The organism is Nitrospira sp. (genome assembly GCA_037045225.1).
GTDB lineage: Bacteria > Nitrospirota > Nitrospiria > Nitrospirales > Nitrospiraceae > Nitrospira_A.
In genome coordinates this window covers 172,108-189,970 of the sequence record JBAOHZ010000009.1, presented here as the reverse complement: position 1 = coordinate 189,970, position 17,863 = coordinate 172,108, and the positions used below count along the sequence as shown (strand labels likewise).

Here is a 17,863-nt window from a genome sequence, read left to right as displayed (position 1 = left end):
AGGGGTGTGACCTCGGGGGGAGCGGTCCTTCTGATCCTCCCTCCGGTGGGGAGAATTTCCTAATTTGTGACGTGGATGTCAGTTCAGGCAAGACCAGAGGCCTGGGAGCATCACTTTGGCCATGGCCTTGAGTTCGGATTCAGATTGAGGGGGAACGTCCGAGAGGGCGATGCCGAAGTTCTGGCCTTTCGACCAACGGACGGTGGCACGCCGGACCAGCATGGGGGCCTCAGGGGTTGGTTGGATGATGATGACTACCAACTCCATTCCCACACTCACCTGTTCCTTGCCGCGTATACGCCCGCCGGAGGTGTTAAAGTCCTCCGTGACACCGATGGTCTGGAACGTCCCGTTTGAATAGTAGATGGGGTATTGAACGGGAATGCGCCTGGTCCCGCGTTCGTGATAGGCCGTGTTCATCTCCGCAAGGTTCCTTTCATCAGGTGACAGAGGTTCATTCTCATCGTCGGCGCGAATGCACACCATCGAAACTGGGTGGTGTGTTGCCATACCATGACGGTGCCCGCCATCATTGCGCCCAATAGATCGTTCAATAGGTCGTGGAGGGAGGCTTCCCGTCCTGGGGCCAGCCCCTGTGCGACCTCCGTCCACAAACCAAACACCACTGCACACGCGATTCCGACAAACAGCGCGTAGCTGAGCGGCCAACCGCGCCGACGGAAGCCCAGCATGACTAACCAGGCCAGCAGGCCATAGGCCGGCACGTGCGCCCCATCTCGCCAGGCACCCGGCACAAGGTTTATGAGCGATCCGGTGAAACCGATGCCCGGTGAGGCGATAGAAAGGCCGACCAGCAGCATCATATAGCTGGCCACCACGACAAAGAAGGGAAACATGGGGCGAAGTCCTTTCGATGAACTCATGTGACCTTGCGCAGAGTACTGCACAAGGTGCGTGAATCACCATTGGTCCTTCGGCAGAGAGGCTAGTGCTTTGGAGGGGCGAAGCCCGCGAGGCTGAGGCTATGGGGAAGATTGATGATGGATCTGGAGCGGGAAATGCGCAGGGTCAAGGTTTCTTGTTGGGCGTCTGATGGTGCCACTGTCCCGGTGCGGTGGAGTGGGCTTGGTAGGCTTGGCCGAACCCCAGCACGAGGTGGGCCTCGCGCATCTGGAGTTCCCACAAGGCGAAGTCGCCGAAACCGAACATCATCTGCGATTGGGGAAACTTTGCCAGATACCGCTGCTTCACCGACTCATAGGACCCATCGCTCGGGGGAAGAATTGAGGCCGTCCCTTGCAAGTTGATCCGTTGCAGCGCCAGCGGGTTCTTCCCTGGCTTGTCCGGCTCGGCGAGAAACACGCTCACACGGGCATCTTCCAACAGGTGCTGTGTGTGAAAGGCCAGCCGGCTTAAGTGGAGATAGACACGAGACCAGTCGATTCCGAGCAGGTAGGGGACATGAGAGCCGAACGGATGCCCGTTCCGGAGCGTCAGCAAGACACCGGTTCGGGCCTGCTCGGTGAACGTTCTCCACGCGGCTTCAACATCATCATTCGACAGGGCATCCGGCATCGGCATGAAGTCACCTCCCAGTGGAAACATTGTAGCGGCCTTCGGCGAATTGTCCAGCTCTGCAAGGGAGGGTGCCTGGACGGATGATCTTCCTCTGTGGGGAGCAGGCTTTTCATCGCGAGGGAGGACAGGATAAGATGGGCCAACGGCGGGGTGCATACATGGTCATGCGAGGAAGGGAGACGCGTACGATGAGACACATGCGATGGGGATTCCTAGTGGTAGGACTGTGCGTGCTCATGGGTGGAACCGGGTGCGGCGGTAAGCAAGCCGAGATCAAGGAAGACCGGTTGACTGTCGGGCGTGTCCAGGGCGAGGTGAAAGTCGGGATGTCGGCTGCGCAGGTGGCGGAACTCTTGGGTTCGCCGAATATCGTCACCACGGACGATAAGCGCCGCGAGGTCTGGATTTACGACAAGGTGTCGACCGATCGGGTGGATACGGCGAGTTCTTCCTATGCCGGTCTGATCATTCTGGGAACCAACTCCAGCGACCACTCCAGTTCGCAACGTCAACGCACCCTCACAATTATCATCAAGTACGACGAAGAGAAAAAGGTTCGAGATTTTGCCTACAACTCTACTCAGTTCTAAGAAGACCGGTCGACTCTTGCTGCGCCTCGTCGCGGCCCTGGTGTTGTGCGTTGGGCAGCCCCTGCTATTCCTGGGTTGCGCGCAACCGACGCAGCCGGCGGAATTGTTTCAACTCACGCCGGAGAGTAATGCGAATCGGGCCATGCAAACTCGTTTCTTCGACACGGAGAACGATCGGGAATTGTTGTCCGCCTCGGCTGCCGCGCTCCAAGATCTCGGGTTTCAAGTTGAGGAAAGTGTGCGGGAAGTCGGGTTCCTGCGAGCCGCGAAAGAACGCAGTGCCCGTGAGTACGGTCAGTATCGTAACCGGTTCTTTATCTGGCTGCTGTCGCTCGGGCATGTCGTCATCCCGATCGATCTGCACCAGAAAATCGCGGCCAGTCTTGTGACGCGACCGCTGAACGAGGCACGCTCGCGGCAGGAAGTCCGGATTATCTTCTATCGGGCGGTGTGGAAGGGGGACGGCCAGGCCGACCGCAATTACATCCCGCCTGGTGAGCAAAAAATGGAAATGATCCGGGATCCTGAGATGTATCAGCAATTCTTTGCCAAGCTCTCCAAGGCGGTCTTCCTGGAGCCGCATTCGATCTAACGACGAGGATTCATGAACTGGACACAGGTGACCGGAGCCGTTGCGATTATGTTGGGGAGTGTCATGGTGTATGGCTGTGTCGCGCCGGAGCCGCGGCAAGAGCTCTTCACATCGACCGATGCGCAAATGAAAATTCGGAGCGCGCAGACCCGTACCTTTGAGGTCAAGGAGCATATGGTTGCGATGCGCGGCGTCATCGCGGCCCTGCAAGATCTGGGATTTATCATCGAGCGGGCCAATGAGCCGCTTGGACTCGTCACGGCGGCCCGGTTTGCCGAACCGAATTATTACGATGTGCTTGGCGTGACCGTGACCGTGCGCCCACAACCGGACGGGAAAACGATGATCCGCGCCAATGCAATCTACAACAGCAAACCGATCGAAGACCCGAAGGTGTATCAAAATTTCTTTGCGGCGGTGGAACGTTCGCTCTTTCTGGTGAAGGACTAGACGGTGCGTTGCTCTACTCAGCCCATGTTCTCTCGACACAGCTGTTCGGGCAGCCGACTGTTCGTGGTCGGCGTTGTTCTATTGATCTCCCTGGCCGCCGGTTGTTCGCCCTATGAATGGCGTCATGACAATCAATGGGATTCGCGCGACCAGATCTGGTTATCCGAAGCCAGCCAGGTCAAAGTCCGGGCCGCTCAAAGCCGAGTCTTCGACACCGCCGATCGCCTCACAACGATTCAGGCCGTCGTGTCTGCCTGCCAGGACCTCGGTTTTGCCGTGGAGGTGTTGGATGACACGTTGGGTATTGTTTCCGGCAAGAAATTCGACGACTATGAATCCTTGCCATGGGGTGATCCTAGTTATCACCTATATCGGGACGACGGGCTCCTGATCCTCACGCGGCAGTTCCGCAGCTGGGGGCCGTTTTATCACCGGAGCAATCTTGTGCGCCTCACGGTCACGATTCGGCCGCGCGGAGACAAGCAGCTGGTCGTGCGGGCCAGCGCGCAGTATTACCTCAAGGCCATCGAGTCCCCCGAACCCTACCAACAATTCTTTCGCACGTTGGAACAGGCGCTCTTCATCCAAGCAAACGCAGTGCCGTAGTCACCGGTTATGACATTCGGTGTGGTGTGCGCAGCCTAACTGCAGAGAGTTGAACGAGCCGGATCACTGCAACTCAGGGCGAACATCAAGGAGGCAACTGAATTGCTGCGGGTGAGGAAGCTTGGCGCGTACCTTCTGGGCCTGATGCTGTCGTGCAACGTGCTTGCGTGCACCGAACTCAGGACACCTGCCGAGTCGGGCTCCGTCCAAGCCAGTGGTCCACTCCAAGTCGACGCCGTGAACCCGCGATACTTTTCGGACGGTTCGGGCCGTGTGGTGTATCTCGTCGGATCCCATACATGGAGGAACCTTCAGGATGTCGTGTCGGAGAAGAGCCGGCTGTCCTTTGATTACAGCGAATATTTACGATTCTTGACGCGATATCATCTGAACTTTTTCCGGCTCTGGCGTCAGGAGGATGCGCTGTTTGAACCCATGCCGTACCTGCGGACGGGACCAGGTGTTGCCTTGGACGGAGGGCCGAAGTTTGATGTGAATCGCATCAATCCGCTCTTCTTCGAGCGAGTGTCGGCGCGGGTGGAGGAGGCCGGACGGCACGGTATGTATGTCGCGGTGATGTTGTTCCAAGGGTGGGGTATCGAACGGAAAACTCCTGAGAGACCCGAGAACCCTTGGGCGTTCCATCCATTTCATCACAGCAATAACGTCAACGGCGTGGATGGAGATCGCGACGGCGATGGCGAGGGATCCGAAACCCATTCGTTGACGGATGCGGCGATGGTTGACCGACAGGAAGACTTTGTGCGGCAGGTCGTGGATGCGGTGAATCCGTTCGACAATGTGCTCTACGAGATTGCGAATGAGAGCACGCCCGGCTCGGTCGCGTGGCAGGAGCATCTTGTCGCGGTTATTCACGACTATGAGAAAACCAAACCGAAGCAACATCCGGTGCTGTTAAGTGCACCCTGGGGGAGCAAGGAAGCAGATCTCTGGAAGTCGCGGGCGGAGGCGGTCTCACCGGCAGTTCCGGCTCCGTATACACCCGAATACGCCTATCGGGACGACCCACCTGCCAACGATGGGCGCAAGGTCATCATCAATGATACGGATCATCTCTGGGGAGTCGGAGGGACCAGCGATTGGGTCTGGAAGAGTTTTACCAGGGGCCTCAACCCGATCTATATGGATCCGTACGATCCCGCGACGGATGCCGAGTATTTCGAGCTGGTACGAGACAGCCGCGAAGGAGTCCTCCTCTCGCTCGGGCAGACGAAGCGGTATGCCGATCGCATCCCGCTCCGAACCATGGTTCCACAGAGCCACCTGTGCTCAAGCCGCTATTGTTTGGCGGATCCCGGGCGGGCGTATCTCGTCTATGCGCCTTCCAACGGTGCCGCCGGAGGCGCTGAGAGCATTGAACTGGATTTGCAGCAACATTCCGGTTCATTTACGGTGGAATGGCTTAACCCACGTCTGGACCAAACGCATGTGGAACCGACGCGTCGGCTGTCCGGGCGGACCCGGTTCGTGGCGCCGTTCGTCGGCGATGCGGTGCTCTACCTCCGGGCTTCCCAGCCGTGAGGATGTTCAGGGGATCAGCGCGCCGCGTCATCCGGTGAAGGGGCGCGAGAGTGTGCCCGAGAGGGGGCAGGGACGGTGCGAGTCGTCGAACGCTCCGCGCCGACGGCGGCGTGAGAGTCGGTCGTGATGACGGGAGCTAAATTAAAGGCCACACTGATTCGGGGTGCGGTTCCACGATACGTATTCACGGCATGAAACAACCAGTCGGGGAACAGGAGGCATTGTCCGGGCGCAGGAGTATAGGATATGCTGGTTCTGGCATCGTGCAATTCGGCCATGTTGTACTGGAGATAGGGGGCCAGCATTCGTGGCAGGCAGCCACGCGGGTCGTAAATCTGCAGTTCGCCACCCTTTTCTTGAGTCGAACAGGTCTCGCCGACATCCACGTAGTAGACACCCGCCCAAAAACTTCCGGGATGGGAATTTGCGCCACCGTTCCGCTGCACGTTGGCCCACACTTCGACGACTTCCCAATCAGGTCGACGCGCGGCCTGGCGGCATCGGGCTGAAAGGGTTGTGATTTGTTTGGCGACTTCGGTCACGGGCGCAAACAACTCGCGGAGGGGGCTTCCTGCTCAATCCAACATCGACAGGTCGTGAGGCGAAGACCATCCGATGACTTCCGTGTCGTCGTGGCTTGACACGGACGCTTCACGTGCAAGAATCAGCCGGGAGAGTTCGAGGTCGATGCGTTCGTGTGCGCCGGTCTCGGGTCGCAGCGCTGACATGCGGTCGAATGGTAGGCTTGACAGGCCTCTATGCTCGGCCTAGCCTGATGTGGCGAGTGTGTCGCCTATCATCTAACCAGGGAGGCTATCATGTCTGTTGCACGTGTGACGGAAATCATTGCCGCATCCCCGAAGAGTTTTGATGATGCCATTCATCTTGGAGTCGCTCGCGCGAATAAGACCCTGCAGAACGTGAAAAGTGCCTGGATAGAGGATCAAAAAGTGGATATCGAAGACGGAAAGATCACCCAGTATCGTGTGGCGTTGAAGGTTACATTCGTCCTGAAGGATTAGGGAGCATTATGAAAAATGTGGAGATGACCGTCGAAGGAACCGTGCTGACCATCAAGGTGGATTTGTCGAAAGAGTTCGGGCCATCGGCTTCGGGAAAGACCACCATCATTGCCTCGACGGAAGGAAATGTCACGATTCCAGGCCGGGAGGAAAAAATCGGCTTGAATGTCTACCGGAAGAAGTAAGGTGTTCTGAGTGACACAGGGTTCTTCGAGCGAGCCGGTGAGACGAGACGGCGCCGAGTCTTCGCTGGGCCCATGGCTTCGGGTGGCCGAAGCGATGAGCCACGCAGGGACTCGTTAATGGAGGACTGGATTCTTGTCGTCCAAAAGAGGACAATGAGCTCCGAAGCAATAGACGGGTTGTACGACGATTCCCTTGGTTTCGTTGACCACCATGTCCAAGACCACGCTCAGCGTGACCGCGCTTCCTCCTCCCACGATCCTCATCGTCGACGACGATCCCGACATCGCTCTCGTCTTGCATGACCTCCTGGAACATGTCGGATACCGTGTTTCGGTAGCCGGCACCGGTGCCGAGGCACTTGCCAAGGCAAAAGTCGAATCCCTGTCTGCGGTGTTGTTGGACTTGATGCTGCCGGATATGGACGGACTCTCGGTACTCACGCTTCTCAAAGAGGTTGACCCGGTCCTTCCGGTCATCATGCTGACGGCCTTTGTCGAGGTTGCGAAAAAACACAGTTCCCTCACCGAAGGCGCGTTCGGGTACCTGACGAAGCCGTATGATCCTGAGGAATTGAAGGCTCTGATTCGTCGTGCTGTGGGCGTGAAGCATCTCTCTGTCGAGGCCGCGGCCACCAAGCAGGCCCTTACGGCCAGCGAGGATCGGTTTCGCGAAGTCGTGCAGACGGCTCCGGACGCCATTGTCCTTGCGGACGGGGAGGGTCGGATCCTATCCTGGAACAGTGCGGCCGAGCGCTTGTTCGGATACAGGGCCGAAGAGGTGTTGGGGGAGTCTCTGATCATGATTATGCCCGAACGGTACCGTGCCAGGCATGAACAGGCGTTGGCGCGGGTCCGTACGACGGGCGATCTGCGTTTGAAGGGCACCGTTGTGACCATGCATGGTCTGCACAAGGATGGCCGGGAGTTTCCGATCGAGATGTCACTCAGCAGTTGGATCTCTGCTGGTCAACGCGTGCACTGTGGCATCGTGCGGGATATCACGGCGCGGAAGGAGGCGGAAGCGCGCCTCGTGCAACAGCAGATCGAGCAACAGGTGCTCTTGGATTTGATCCCGGCCATGGTTTGGTATAAGGATTCCCACAATCGTATCCTGAGGGCGAATCGGCGCGCGGCAGAATCCATCAAGAAAACCGTGGCGGAGATCGAGGGGCGGTCGACCGATGAATTTTATCCGGAGGAGGCCGAGCGGTATCATCAGGATGATCTGGCGGTGATCGTATCAAGGCGGCCGAAGCTCGGGATCATCGAACCCTATCGAATAGAAGCGGGGGAAAAACGTTGGGTGCAAACAGACAAGGTGCCCTATCTGGACCCGCAGGGGAATGTGCTCGGGGTCTTGGTGTTCGCGCAAGACATCACGGAACGGAAGCGGACCGAAGAGGCGCTGCGTGAGAGTGCGGATTGCCTGCGTGTGGTGCTGGAATCGGCATCGAACGGCATCATCGTGGCGGATGCCGAAGGCAAGATTCTGCGGACGAATACCCAGATCGACCGACGGTTCGGTTATGAGCGAGGCGAACTTCTTGGACAGTCTGTTGAATGCCTTCTGCCGGCATGGTTGCGTGCTGCATCTCCAGAGGGGCCGTCGGTTTTTCGTGCCCGGACGGAAGACCTTTCGGCGAGCCATGTGCGCAACCTTGTCGGTGTCCGGAAAGACGGCACGGAGTTTTCTTTCAGTATGACGCTGACTCCATTGATGACGACGAACGGAACGTATTCCGTGGCAGCCATCGACCAGGCACAAGGGACCGTATGAACCTTCGGTTTGGGTTGACCGTTGTTGCCTTGGGGTTCGTCGGCCTTCTGTTCGTCATAGGCATCCGCACAGCCGTTCGTTGGTTGAAGATCCACTATCCGCAGCGGGCCAATGCCATTGTATTCGGGGTGTGCGCGATACTGGCCGGGACAGGCGTGGTGATTGCCGTTGAGATAAAGGACCAACCGACCTTCCGACCGGATGACCTGCTCACGCTGCAAGAGCCGGTGGTGGTGAAGACGATCGTGAGTGATCGTGAGTCGCGCAGCATCACCTGTGTCGTCGATCTCCATGAGCATCTGGGGGTATTGGAACTGGAGAACGAACGTGGCACCGTGAGGGCGCGAGTCGAGAGTAACAATACCTCGGTGCCGTTGTACTGCCCTATCGGAGCGGAGGTCCGAGTCGAGGCTGCCTGGCTCCATCACCCGACCATTACACATCGACAGGCACGCACAGACGGTTCATAAATCGCCTGCTCCGGCTCTTGACTCACCGGCGTCAGGAGGCCTATCGTAATTGAGTGGGGGGAGTTAACGCCCCGGGGGAATATGTACAAAAAGGGGATTGAGTGTTGAGGGTGGTGTGCATGCCCAGCTCGTACTGGGAAGCCTGAAATCCTCCCGAGATCTCCGCCGTATCTACCTCTCCTCGGTAGGTGCGTCCTCCTCCCACCCAAACCTTCGACACCATCCTCGCCTCATCGATTCTCACGTCCTCCCCTTCGATCACCTCCGTACTGTGTCCACCGTGGCATCGTGTTTTTCGATCTCGAGAGAACGACGAGAATACTCTCAAGGCTTGACTCTCATGAGTGTTCCCTGTAAACGACGAGGAGTGTACGTATTGATCGGGTGAACCGAGTGATCCCTTCCAGTGTGAATTCCTTGCGTGAGAGGTTGAATGGCCACCAAGACATCATCGCCGCGTGCTGAATCTCCCGTGCCTGCGCCCCCATCCGACTCCACCGTGTCAGAATCGGTCTCATCGCGAAAAAAATCCGCTTCAGCCGAGAAAGCGTCGAGTGCGGTGACGGCAGTCGAGATGGGGGCGCGGCAGCGGGAAATATCCGTCTCCGAATTTTTTACGAAGAACCGGCATCTCCTGGGCTTCGATAATCCTCGGAAAGCGCTGCTGACTTGTGTGAAGGAGGCCGTGGATAACTCGCTGGACGCCTGCGAAGAGGCAGGCATCCTACCGGATGTCACCGTGAGGCTCGAAACTGTCGCGAACGGACAGGCCCCGGTTACACCTAGTCAGGCGACGCGCTTCAGGATCACGGTGACCGATAACGGGCCTGGGATTGTCCGTCAACAGATTCCCCGTGTGTTCGCCAAATTGCTGTATGGCTCAAAATTCCATCGCATGCGAATGAGCCGGGGACAACAGGGGATCGGCATTTCTGCCGCCGGTATGTATGGTCAGCTCACGACGGGCAAGCCGGTGAAGGTGATTTCCCGCACGGGACCTCGCGCCGCGGCACATTATTTCGAAGTGCAAATCGATACGAAGAAGAACGAGCCGCTGGTGCACGAGAATAAACAGATTGAGTGGGCTCAGCCTCAAGGTACCGAGGTGGCGCTCGAAGTCGAAGGCCGTTACCAGAAAGGCCGCGCGTCGGTCGATGAGTGGCTGGAGCAGACGTCGATTGCGAATCCGCACGTGCGGTTGGTGTACCACACGCCGGAAGGGGAAACGAAAGAGTATCCCCGGACCTATCACGAACTGCCGCCTTCACCGAAAGAAATCAAGCCGCATCCGTATGGCATCGAGTTCGGGGCCTTGCTCAAGATGTTGCAGGACACGAAGAGCCATACGGTGGCCAGTTTCTTGGCGAGCGATTTTTGCCGGGTGTCGCCCGCACTGGCCGAGGAGATGTGCAAGGCGGCGAAAGTGCCGCCCACTGCCAAGCCTCGCGATGTGAAGCACCAGGCGGCCGAAACGCTGTACAAGACGATTCAGACCACCAAGATCATGGCGCCGCCCACGAACTGCATCTCGCCGATCGGAGAGAAGGCGATCCTCTCGGGTCTCTATAAACAAATCAAAGGGGAGTTTTATACGGCCGTGAGCCGGCCACCGGCCGTGTATCGCGGTTATCCCTTTGTCATCGAAGCAGGGTTGGCCTTCGGCAAGGGACCGGACGAAGCAACGAAACCGCAGCAGGCGTCCGTGCCTTTGGCCGAGGGGGAAGACCAGGGCAACGATACCGAGCAGGCGCGGGTCATCCGGTATGCGAACCGGGTGCCGTTGCTCTATCAGCAATCGGCCTGCGCCACGTTCAAAGCGGTGCTCAGCACGACGTGGCGAAACTATGGGGTGTCGCAGTCCCGCGGCGCGCTGCCTGCCGGGCCGATGGTGATTTTTGTGCACATGGCCTCCGTGTGGGTACCGTTCACCAGCGAGTCGAAAGAAGCGATTGCCGACTACGACGAAATTCAGAAGGAAATCACTCTGGCGTTGCGCGAAGCCGGTCGGCGGCTGGGGATTTTTCTGCGGCGAAGAGAGCGGGCTGCCAGCGAGTTCCGTCGCCGCAATATCTTCGATCTCTATATCGAGGAAGTCGTGGCCGCCTGTAATCGACTCAAAGGCGGAAACCTGCCCACGGAGAAATTGAAGGAGCAGTTGCATAAGATCGCCAGTTCACGCACGGGAGGTCACAAGACCGATGAGGCCCTTGGGAAAACAGGCGCCGGACCTGAAGGCCTGCCGCATTCGATCATCGTGACGGCTGAAGGAATCGAGGGAGAGACCGAGATTGCCGAGCGGACTCCCGGGACGCCGGCGGTTCCGGTCGAGCCCGCCCAGGTCGGGCCGATCGCGAAGGCCAAATCCCTGGTGAAAGCCAAGCGGAGGACAAGCGATCGAGGAACTACGGCGAAGGGCGTGGCGCCGAAGGTGAAAGCAGGGCAGCAAGCCTTGTTTGTCGATGAGCCGCCGCCAAAGAAGAAGGCGGCTCCGCGCAAGAAAAAACCCGCGCAGGCATCTGCTACGCGGAAAAGGACATAGGACAGGGTATGGCACAGGCAAAGACGAAGAAGACCGGGGCTGTGGGGAAAAAGCTCGTCGGGATGGCCGATGTGGTCATCGCGGCCGCGCAACGGGCCAAAGACCCGACGTTTGAGATTCCGATTCGCGCCTTGTCGAACGTGTCGTTCAATCCCCGCAGGGGGCTGATCGAGATGGGCGAGAAGAAACAGACCCGGTCGTTTTTTAATGTCGGGATGGCGAAGAAATTCATGCAGACGATGTTGGTGGCCGATGCGCTGGCGGAGTTGCAGCAAGCCGATCTGACCACCTCGCTCAGGGAAATTTATTATCGGACAAAACATACGATTCAAGACTCCCATGAAAATACCTTCGATACGCAGGACGAGTCCGACCCGATCATCGAGGATCTGGAAGTCTCGTTGGTGGCGCTTCGAGAGGAACTCCATGTGCGGGCGGAAAATAGCGGCAGCATCGTCGGGCCAGTGGTCTTCGGCGATGACGGCGATAGGGTGGATTGTGCCAAGCTGGGCAAGGGCGGGTATTCTGTCCCCTCGATCGTTGAACCGGAATATTTGGAGATCCGCCGCTGCACCGCCGATTTTCTCCTGCTGGTCGAGAAAGGTACGCAGTGGAACCGGTTGTCGGAAGATAAGTTCTGGCGGCGATACAACTGCGTGTTGTTGACGGGGAACGGGCAACCGCCACGAGGGGTGCGACGGCTGGCACGCCGCCTCCACGAGGAGTACAAGTTGCCGGTGTATGTGCTGGTCGACAACGATCCCTGGGGGTATTATATTTATTCGGTGGTGAAGCAGGGCTCGATCAACCTTGCGTTTGAGAGCCAGCGTATGGCGATTCCCAAAGCAAAGTTTATCGGACTCTCCAGCGCCGATCCGGAGCGGTATGAGTTGCCGCGTAATGTGGGCATCAAGCTGAATGAGAAAGACATTACTCGGGCGAAAGAACTGCTGAACTATCAATGGTTCCAGAAGCCGGCCTGGCAGCAGGAAATTAAACGGATGCTTACCAGCGGGTTAAAATACGAACTGGACGCACTCGCGAACAAAGACTTTCAATATCTGACCAAGAAGTACCTGCCGAGGAAGCTGAAGGAAAAAGACTGGTTGGATTAGCGGGCGGACTTTGTTCGGTGGTCGTTGAAGGAACGGGTGCACGTGGTACTCGAACAATGTGATGTCCGCGCCTCCACCGAACTGGCCAAGACGACCGGCGCCCTCTATGACGGTATGTAGCTGGCCTTGTCGGCAACCGGTGTAGTCGAAGAAACGGAGCCTCTGTGAGTCGGCATGGTACATCGTATCCGGGGCTGGTTCACGGAGATATCCGGATCCTCTGCCTCAGTGTGGTTATGCTGGTGGTTCCGTCGTTCGTAATTGCCCAGACTTCGCCACCGGCATCGACCCAACAGAACCAACCGGGACAAAACCCTCAGCTACCGGGGACGCTCCCGCTCCTGAACCCTCTCGCACAGCAGTCGACGATTGCGGCCACGGCCTCCGGGGCCAGCGCGCCGCAAAGTAACACCATCCCCTCCAGTCAGGGCAAGTCGTTCGGGACGATCGGCAAGGGGTTGCCCGGCATGACGGGTGGACCGGCGCTGACCGCGCCCATGGGGTCGCAAGATCCGTCCTCACGCTTCATGCGTCCTACCGTGATTCCTCCGCTATTCTGCGATCCCTCCATCAATATTCCCTGCTAACGATCGTTGGCCGCTCGGACAAACGAGTGTCGGCGTAGAGGATCTCACCATCGGTGAGTTCGACAGGCCTCCGGCCCTGGCGAATTCGATCGAGATTAGGAACTGCGTTTCGAGGCGGAGGGTTCGATGCGAACGCTGCCGGTCGGGGTCATGGCGCCTTGCGGATTGTCGGCTTCGAGCCACACATTAAAGCGAATGGTGGTGGGTTTCGAGAAGCAGAGGCTGACAGACTGCTGGGGTGCGATGATGACCGAATCCTGTAACACGCCGAATTTCGAAAAGCCTTTGTCGCAGGCGATCAACTCCGGGTTGGTTTCTTCGAGCATTCGTAACTGGACGGCATGGGCATTCAGGTTTTGCCACCGGATCTCATCGCCGACTTGCACGATCAGATGGCGCGGCGCCACGTCTGTCCGGATATTGAAATACCGAATCGCCCCCGTGAGACGGGGGCCGGGTGAAGTACTGCAGCCGGTATCGATGACGAGAAGGCCGAGTAAGATAAGGAGCAGCCAGGTTCGACGCATACGCGATCCTACAGAAATAAGAACCGCGTTGGCTACTAGGATAGTTACCAGGGTAGACAAGCGGTGCGGAGCGGTTCTGTCAACCATGTACGTGCCATGTCGTTAAGAGAGACAGTGTCGCCCTCATCGTCCTGAGAGTTCACGCATGTCTCTCACATTCGACGAGGCCCGCCACTTTCTCTCCCGCACCACGTTCGGTGGAACGCCTGAAGAAATCCGGCGTGTGATGCAGTTGGACCATGGCACGGCGGCCCCGCACTTCTTCATGGGCGGACGAGTGAAAGGCGGTTTCTATGGTGCGCCTCCTTCACTGAAAAATCTGCAGGCCGGGGATCTGAAGCATACGCTCGATTATCGGGCCCTGTACGCGACCGTCATTGAGAAATGGTGGGGCTTACCGGCCATGTCATTCGGAACCGGGCGCGATCCGGCCATCGACTGTTTTACGCGATGATTCGAGACTTGATTTCACGGGCGATTCTTCCTATCCTGCTGCCGTCTGAAAGGGAGGTGACGGCATGACAAGGTATTCATCGCGATGCAGGGCGGGAAGTGTAGGGCTTCTGCTGGTTGTCCTATTGATCGGTGTTGCGACGCCGGTGTGGGCAGAGCAAGTTGGCGTAGAGAACAATCCAGCGATCACCCAGGCATCGGAGAGTGCTGGCCGCGTCCTTCAGCAGACCCAGGCTCCGGTCGCGCCATCACTGCCGTTGTTGTTTGCGGAGGGCTCCAACTCGTGCGAGATCGTGTCCTGCGGCATGGGGATCAAGCAGACTTGCCAGATCACCTGTCCGGCCGATAAGACGCCTAAGTGTAGTTGTGACTGCGAGCGGAGCTTCGGTCCGATGTGTATGGACTACAAGGCGAACTGTCGCTGCGAATAGTGTGTGATCGGCCGGTCACACATCGTCCGGTGAAGACGATTCGGATCCCCCCACCGTCAGGCTCGGCCCTGCGACTCGGTAGCGTTCTCCCGCCCAAGCCCCTAAGTCGATCGTTTGACAACGTTCCGAGCAGAATGGACGCCAGGGATTGTCCTGCCACGTCGTAGGCTGGTGGCATTCGGGGCAACGGGTCGTGCGGGGAGCAGTAGGGGACAAGGTGTTTACCTTCTGTCTGGTGATGAGGCTGACTCTACCACCCTCGTGCCGAAGGCGGCAAATAACTCTCCCGTCAGGTAGGGCGTCCGTTCCCCATCCCGCCAGTGTTTCCGGCGCATGTAATCGTTGAGCAGGCGGCCGTCGGCGGTGCGGTGGATATGCGGGTAGGCCACATTCATCCGGTAGCGTTCAATCGCTCCGGACACCCGACTGATAAAGACGATCGTGCCGTTGCGCTCCACCGTCTCCACGACTCCCACATGGGTCAAGGGATCGTTGACGAGGCCGTCCCCGTTATAGTCCCAGGTATTGTCGAAGAACACCAGATCGCCGGCTTGCACGACTGGACCGCGATGAAGCTGTCCATGTTTCCGCAGGTGATTGTAGATCAACCCCACGCCGTTGACCTTCCCGTCGCCGGCCCCTCCTTCAAAGAGGTCGATGCCGTTGGCGAGGTAGATGGCGCGGGTCACGCCGGCGCAATCATAGGCGATACGACGCCCCTGGCTCTCGATTGTTTTCGCGCCGACCAGGTTGACGGCTGTTTGTACGATCGCCTGTGTGCGCGGGCCGGCCTGGATTGTGCGGCAGCAGTCTGGAAGCGGGGTGACCGCCTGACGGAGCCCCTGAGAGGCCGGTGCGGCGCAGCCGCTCAGGGCGGCGCAGACCAGCACGGTGCGCAGCGTGTGAGATAGTCTGGGCATACTGACTTAAGTATAGCTGGTCTTCCGAAGGATGGGATGTCATAGGGCGTTGCTCGCGCAGGGGTACGCACAATGGCCGGGTTGGCCCGTTCATCGGCCGGATTCTATTGTTCGCGCGAGTCGCTTGACGAACGACGCTTCATGGATCTCACAGAGGAAGCGACATCCGCCTTCGCCCACCTGTTCAGCATCCTGTTAGGCTCCGGCGTTGGAGAAGACCTGCTTGATCAATGCTTGCGCATCCTCCTGAATTCGTTTGAGATGGGCCTGGCCGTTGAAACTTTCCGCATAGAGTTTATAGACGTCTTCGGTTCCGCTGGGACGCGCGGCGAACCAGCCGTTGGCCGTCGTCACTTTCAACCCTCCGATCGAGGCCTTGTTGCCCGGCGCGTCCGTCAGCATGGACGTAATCAGTTCTCCCGCCAGCTCCCGACTCTGCACTTGCTGTGGGGAGAATTTCTGGAGCGCCGCTTTCTGGGTTCTGGTGGCCGGTGCATCGATCCGTTCGTACACCGGCTCGCCGAGATGGGCTGTCAAATCCGCGTAGAGTTGTGCCGGATTTTTTCCGGTGACCGCGAGCATTTCCGCCGCAAGGAGATCCATGATGATGCCGTCCTTGTCGGTGACCCACGTGGTGCCGTCACGACGGAGAAATGCTGCGCCCGCACTTTCTTCTCCGCCGAACCCTAACGACCCGTCGCGAAGGCCTTGGACAAACCACTTGAAGCCGACCGGGACCTCCACCAATTGACGCTGCAGACTGCCCGCTACCCGGTCGATGATGCTGCTGCTGACAACGGTCTTGCCGATTCCTGCACCGGCCTTCCATCCCGGGCGATGGGTAAATAAATATGAGATTGCGGCGGCAAGGTAGTGATTGGGGTTCATCAGGCCGGCGCCCGGCGTCACGATGCCGTGGCGATCCGTGTCCGTATCGTTGCCGAATGCCAGATCGAAGCGGTCTTTCAGTGTGATCAGCGAGGCCATGGCGTAAGGGGACGAACAGTCCATCCGGATCTTGCCGTCCCAATCCAGAGTCATGAACCGAAAGGTCGGATCAACGGACTCGTTAACGATGTGCAGATCCAATCCATACCGTTCGGCTAGGGGACGCCAGTAGGCCACCGCCGCACCGCCCAATGGATCCACGCCCAAGCGCAACTTTGCTGCTTTGATGCGTTCGAGATCGACGACGTTGATGAGGTCCGCGAGATAGTGGCCCATAAAATCATGCCGCGCGGTAGACGCCGCCTTCAGCGCCTGTTCATAGGGGACACGTTTTACGCCATGTAACTTTGTTGCCAATAAGGCATTGGCGCGAGTCTCGATCGCTTTCGTGACCTCCGTATCGGCCGGGCCGCCGTGTGGCGGATTGTATTTGAAGCCGCCGTCCTCGGGTGGATTGTGCGAAGGGGTGATGACGATGCCATCGGCCAGGCCCGAGGTCCGGCCTAGATTGGTGGTGACAATGGCGTGTGAAATGACCGGCGTGGGGGTATAGGCATCGGTCTGATCCATGCGGATCTGAACGCCGTTTGCGGCCAACACCTCCAGCGCGCTGCGTTGAGCCGGTGCGGAGAGCGCGTGAGTATCCTTGCCGATGAACAGAGGACCGGTGGTTCCGGCCTGAGCCCGGTATTCGCAGATGGCCTGGGTGATCGCGAGAATGTGGGCTTCATTGAAGGTACGGCGGAGAGAGGAGCCACGATGTCCGCTGGTGCCGAAACTCACCTGCTGTTGCGGATCGAACGGGTCCGGCACTTCCCCGTAGTAGGCCTGTTCGACTTTTTCGAGATTGATCAATTGTTCCGGCTGTGCCGGTTGACCGGCACGAGGATGGAGAGCCATAGGTTCCTCAGCAAGACGATGATGCGTGAATGACGCGATTCTAAATGATGTGGCAGCCAGTATATACGGCTCGATGAGGAATGTCAGGCCTGCGTTTGCTTGCGTGGCCCTCCGCGCGGGTGTTAAGATCCGTTCACGTTAAGGAGAGGGGTTGTCCATGCCGAACATTACCTTATTGCACTCACCGACTTGCGGAGCCTGTCCATCAGCGAAACGCCTGTGGAAGGAACTCAGGGTAAAGTATAGCTTTAGCTATCGCGAGGTCGATATCACGACCCCGGATGGTCAGGAATTGGCGAATCGGCATTCGGTCCGGGCCGTGCCCGCGACGATTATCGATGGCCGGCTGACCTTCGTGGGTGTGCCGCCTCGTCAAAGCGCTGAAAAGGCGTTGCAGCTGAAGATGAAACCGCAGGGCGCGTGAGACTGGAGAGATATGACCGTTCCCGATGAAGACGATTTCGAACTGCCGATTCTTCCTATGATCGATAAGGGACCGCCGCCTGAATGCGGGACGTGCGGGGACCCGATGAAGTTCATCGATGGCGATTGGGCCTGCGTCGATTGCAACGGTGAGCTGCTTGGTCCGGAAACCGGCTAGCAACCAAGGGCATGTTCGCCTTTTACGCGTGAAGTGCGGAAGGTTGCGAGACACTCTCTGCGACCTTCC

The 17,863-nt window shown here is 58.4% G+C and carries 22 protein-coding genes; 15 read left to right on the top strand and 7 right to left on the bottom strand.

Annotated elements, in window-relative coordinates; genetic code table 11:
* Positions 1-78 precede the first annotated feature (78 nt).
* From V9G17_02020 to V9G17_02010, 3 genes are all read right to left on the bottom strand, one after another.
* The gene (locus tag V9G17_02020; protein ID MEI2751352.1) at positions 79-420 is read right to left on the bottom strand and encodes a PilZ domain-containing protein; all 342 of its coding nucleotides are present in this window, start codon (positions 418-420) and stop codon (positions 79-81) included.
* Positions 417-884: a VanZ family protein gene (locus V9G17_02015; protein MEI2751351.1), complete on the bottom strand. Its 468-nt coding sequence runs from the start codon at positions 882-884 to the stop codon at positions 417-419. Before V9G17_02015 ends, V9G17_02020 begins: the two co-directional genes overlap by 4 nt.
* A gap of 145 nt (positions 885-1,029) precedes the next feature.
* Entirely contained in the window at positions 1,030-1,542 is a 513-nt protein-coding gene (locus tag V9G17_02010; GenBank protein ID MEI2751350.1) for a pyridoxamine 5'-phosphate oxidase family protein, read from the bottom strand.
* Between the two features lie 185 nt (positions 1,543-1,727).
* Here V9G17_02010 and bamE point away from each other — a divergent pair, with 185 nt between their 5' ends.
* The 5 genes from bamE (at position 1,728) to V9G17_01985 (ending at position 5,319) form a co-directional block, all read left to right on the top strand.
* Positions 1,728-2,129, top strand: a complete 402-nt coding sequence (bamE, locus tag V9G17_02005) for an outer membrane protein assembly factor BamE (GenBank protein ID MEI2751349.1) — start codon at positions 1,728-1,730, stop codon at positions 2,127-2,129.
* The gene (locus V9G17_02000; GenBank protein ID MEI2751348.1) at positions 2,104-2,721 is read left to right on the top strand and encodes a hypothetical protein; all 618 of its coding nucleotides are present in this window, start codon (positions 2,104-2,106) and stop codon (positions 2,719-2,721) included. Before bamE ends, V9G17_02000 begins: the two co-directional genes overlap by 26 nt.
* A gap of 12 nt (positions 2,722-2,733) precedes the next feature.
* Positions 2,734-3,171, top strand: coding sequence for a hypothetical protein (locus V9G17_01995; GenBank protein MEI2751347.1), 438 nt, complete (start codon positions 2,734-2,736; stop codon positions 3,169-3,171).
* 3 nt (positions 3,172-3,174) lie between these two features.
* Positions 3,175-3,777, top strand: coding sequence for a hypothetical protein (locus V9G17_01990; protein ID MEI2751346.1), 603 nt, complete (start codon positions 3,175-3,177; stop codon positions 3,775-3,777).
* A gap of 111 nt (positions 3,778-3,888) precedes the next feature.
* Positions 3,889-5,319 (top strand): DUF6298 domain-containing protein, encoded by a 1,431-nt coding sequence (locus V9G17_01985; protein ID MEI2751345.1) that lies wholly within the window; start codon positions 3,889-3,891, stop codon positions 5,317-5,319.
* Positions 5,320-5,333: 14 nt separating this feature from the next.
* Here the strand turns inward: V9G17_01985 and V9G17_01980 are convergent, their stop codons facing one another.
* Positions 5,334-5,861: a putative 2OG-Fe(II) oxygenase gene (locus V9G17_01980; GenBank protein MEI2751344.1), complete on the bottom strand. Its 528-nt coding sequence runs from the start codon at positions 5,859-5,861 to the stop codon at positions 5,334-5,336.
* Between the two features lie 276 nt (positions 5,862-6,137).
* Between V9G17_01980 and V9G17_01975 the strand changes: the two genes are divergently transcribed.
* From V9G17_01975 to V9G17_01945, 7 genes are all read left to right on the top strand, one after another.
* Positions 6,138-6,341 carry a dodecin family protein gene (locus tag V9G17_01975; GenBank protein MEI2751343.1) on the top strand — a complete coding sequence of 68 codons (204 nt, stop codon included), beginning with the start codon at positions 6,138-6,140 and terminating at the stop codon, positions 6,339-6,341.
* 8 nt (positions 6,342-6,349) lie between these two features.
* Positions 6,350-6,526 (top strand): hypothetical protein, encoded by a 177-nt coding sequence (locus tag V9G17_01970; protein MEI2751342.1) that lies wholly within the window; start codon positions 6,350-6,352, stop codon positions 6,524-6,526.
* Between the two features lie 211 nt (positions 6,527-6,737).
* Entirely contained in the window at positions 6,738-8,303 is a 1,566-nt protein-coding gene (locus tag V9G17_01965) for a PAS domain S-box protein (protein ID MEI2751341.1), read from the top strand.
* Positions 8,300-8,773, top strand: coding sequence for a hypothetical protein (locus tag V9G17_01960; GenBank protein MEI2751340.1), 474 nt, complete (start codon positions 8,300-8,302; stop codon positions 8,771-8,773). Before V9G17_01965 ends, V9G17_01960 begins: the two co-directional genes overlap by 4 nt.
* 433 nt (positions 8,774-9,206) lie before the next feature.
* Positions 9,207-11,312 carry a DNA topoisomerase VI subunit B gene (locus V9G17_01955; protein ID MEI2751339.1) on the top strand — a complete coding sequence of 702 codons (2,106 nt, stop codon included), beginning with the start codon at positions 9,207-9,209 and terminating at the stop codon, positions 11,310-11,312.
* Between the two features lie 8 nt (positions 11,313-11,320).
* Positions 11,321-12,427, top strand: coding sequence for a DNA topoisomerase IV subunit A (locus V9G17_01950; protein ID MEI2751338.1), 1,107 nt, complete (start codon positions 11,321-11,323; stop codon positions 12,425-12,427).
* Positions 12,428-12,591: 164 nt separating this feature from the next.
* Complete coding sequence (locus V9G17_01945; GenBank protein MEI2751337.1) at positions 12,592-13,014, top strand: hypothetical protein; 423 nt, start codon at positions 12,592-12,594, stop codon at positions 13,012-13,014.
* 95 nt (positions 13,015-13,109) lie between these two features.
* Here the strand turns inward: V9G17_01945 and V9G17_01940 are convergent, their stop codons facing one another.
* Positions 13,110-13,541 carry a hypothetical protein gene (locus V9G17_01940; GenBank protein ID MEI2751336.1) on the bottom strand — a complete coding sequence of 144 codons (432 nt, stop codon included), beginning with the start codon at positions 13,539-13,541 and terminating at the stop codon, positions 13,110-13,112.
* A 145-nt stretch (positions 13,542-13,686) separates the two neighbouring features.
* Here V9G17_01940 and V9G17_01935 point away from each other — a divergent pair, with 145 nt between their 5' ends.
* Positions 13,687-13,995, top strand: coding sequence for a hypothetical protein (locus V9G17_01935; protein MEI2751335.1), 309 nt, complete (start codon positions 13,687-13,689; stop codon positions 13,993-13,995).
* Positions 13,996-14,646: 651 nt separating this feature from the next.
* Here the strand turns inward: V9G17_01935 and V9G17_01930 are convergent.
* Together V9G17_01930 and pgm are read right to left on the bottom strand one after the other, a co-directional pair.
* Positions 14,647-15,345 carry a CHAP domain-containing protein gene (locus tag V9G17_01930; protein MEI2751334.1) on the bottom strand — a complete coding sequence of 233 codons (699 nt, stop codon included), beginning with the start codon at positions 15,343-15,345 and terminating at the stop codon, positions 14,647-14,649.
* 195 nt (positions 15,346-15,540) lie between these two features.
* A complete protein-coding gene (gene pgm, locus V9G17_01925; protein MEI2751333.1) occupies positions 15,541-17,193 on the bottom strand; it encodes a phosphoglucomutase (alpha-D-glucose-1,6-bisphosphate-dependent) in 1,653 nt (550 codons plus the stop codon).
* A 157-nt stretch (positions 17,194-17,350) separates the two neighbouring features.
* On the opposite strand from pgm, the gene V9G17_01920 reads away from it, so the two are divergent.
* Both V9G17_01920 and V9G17_01915 read left to right on the top strand, forming a co-directional pair.
* Entirely contained in the window at positions 17,351-17,617 is a 267-nt protein-coding gene (locus tag V9G17_01920; protein ID MEI2751332.1) for a thioredoxin family protein, read from the top strand.
* 12 nt (positions 17,618-17,629) lie between these two features.
* A complete protein-coding gene (locus V9G17_01915; protein ID MEI2751331.1) occupies positions 17,630-17,794 on the top strand; it encodes a hypothetical protein in 165 nt (54 codons plus the stop codon).
* The last annotated feature ends 69 nt before the right edge of the window (positions 17,795-17,863 follow it).

What these genes read in the sequence shown, in the direction of transcription:
- V9G17_02020 (MEI2751352.1), bottom strand. Translation starts at nt 420, where the DNA reads ATGAACACGGCCTATCACGAACGCGGGACCAGGCGCATTCCCGTTCAA.
- V9G17_02015 (MEI2751351.1), bottom strand. Translation starts at nt 884, where the DNA reads ATGAGTTCATCGAAAGGACTTCGCCCCATGTTTCCCTTCTTTGTCGTG.
- V9G17_02010 (MEI2751350.1), bottom strand. Translation starts at nt 1,542, where the DNA reads ATGCCGATGCCGGATGCCCTGTCGAATGATGATGTTGAAGCCGCGTGG.
- bamE (MEI2751349.1), top strand. Translation starts at nt 1,728, where the DNA reads ATGAGACACATGCGATGGGGATTCCTAGTGGTAGGACTGTGCGTGCTC.
- V9G17_01995 (MEI2751347.1), top strand. Translation starts at nt 2,734, where the DNA reads ATGAACTGGACACAGGTGACCGGAGCCGTTGCGATTATGTTGGGGAGT.
- V9G17_01975 (MEI2751343.1), top strand. Translation starts at nt 6,138, where the DNA reads ATGTCTGTTGCACGTGTGACGGAAATCATTGCCGCATCCCCGAAGAGT.
- V9G17_01970 (MEI2751342.1), top strand. Translation starts at nt 6,350, where the DNA reads ATGAAAAATGTGGAGATGACCGTCGAAGGAACCGTGCTGACCATCAAG.
- V9G17_01965 (MEI2751341.1), top strand. Translation starts at nt 6,738, where the DNA reads ATGTCCAAGACCACGCTCAGCGTGACCGCGCTTCCTCCTCCCACGATC.
- V9G17_01960 (MEI2751340.1), top strand. Translation starts at nt 8,300, where the DNA reads ATGAACCTTCGGTTTGGGTTGACCGTTGTTGCCTTGGGGTTCGTCGGC.
- V9G17_01955 (MEI2751339.1), top strand. Translation starts at nt 9,207, where the DNA reads ATGGCCACCAAGACATCATCGCCGCGTGCTGAATCTCCCGTGCCTGCG.
- V9G17_01950 (MEI2751338.1), top strand. Translation starts at nt 11,321, where the DNA reads ATGGCACAGGCAAAGACGAAGAAGACCGGGGCTGTGGGGAAAAAGCTC.
- V9G17_01940 (MEI2751336.1), bottom strand. Translation starts at nt 13,541, where the DNA reads ATGCGTCGAACCTGGCTGCTCCTTATCTTACTCGGCCTTCTCGTCATC.
- V9G17_01935 (MEI2751335.1), top strand. Translation starts at nt 13,687, where the DNA reads ATGTCTCTCACATTCGACGAGGCCCGCCACTTTCTCTCCCGCACCACG.
- V9G17_01930 (MEI2751334.1), bottom strand. Translation starts at nt 15,345, where the DNA reads ATGCCCAGACTATCTCACACGCTGCGCACCGTGCTGGTCTGCGCCGCC.
- pgm (MEI2751333.1), bottom strand. Translation starts at nt 17,193, where the DNA reads ATGGCTCTCCATCCTCGTGCCGGTCAACCGGCACAGCCGGAACAATTG.
- V9G17_01920 (MEI2751332.1), top strand. Translation starts at nt 17,351, where the DNA reads ATGCCGAACATTACCTTATTGCACTCACCGACTTGCGGAGCCTGTCCA.
- V9G17_01915 (MEI2751331.1), top strand. Translation starts at nt 17,630, where the DNA reads ATGACCGTTCCCGATGAAGACGATTTCGAACTGCCGATTCTTCCTATG.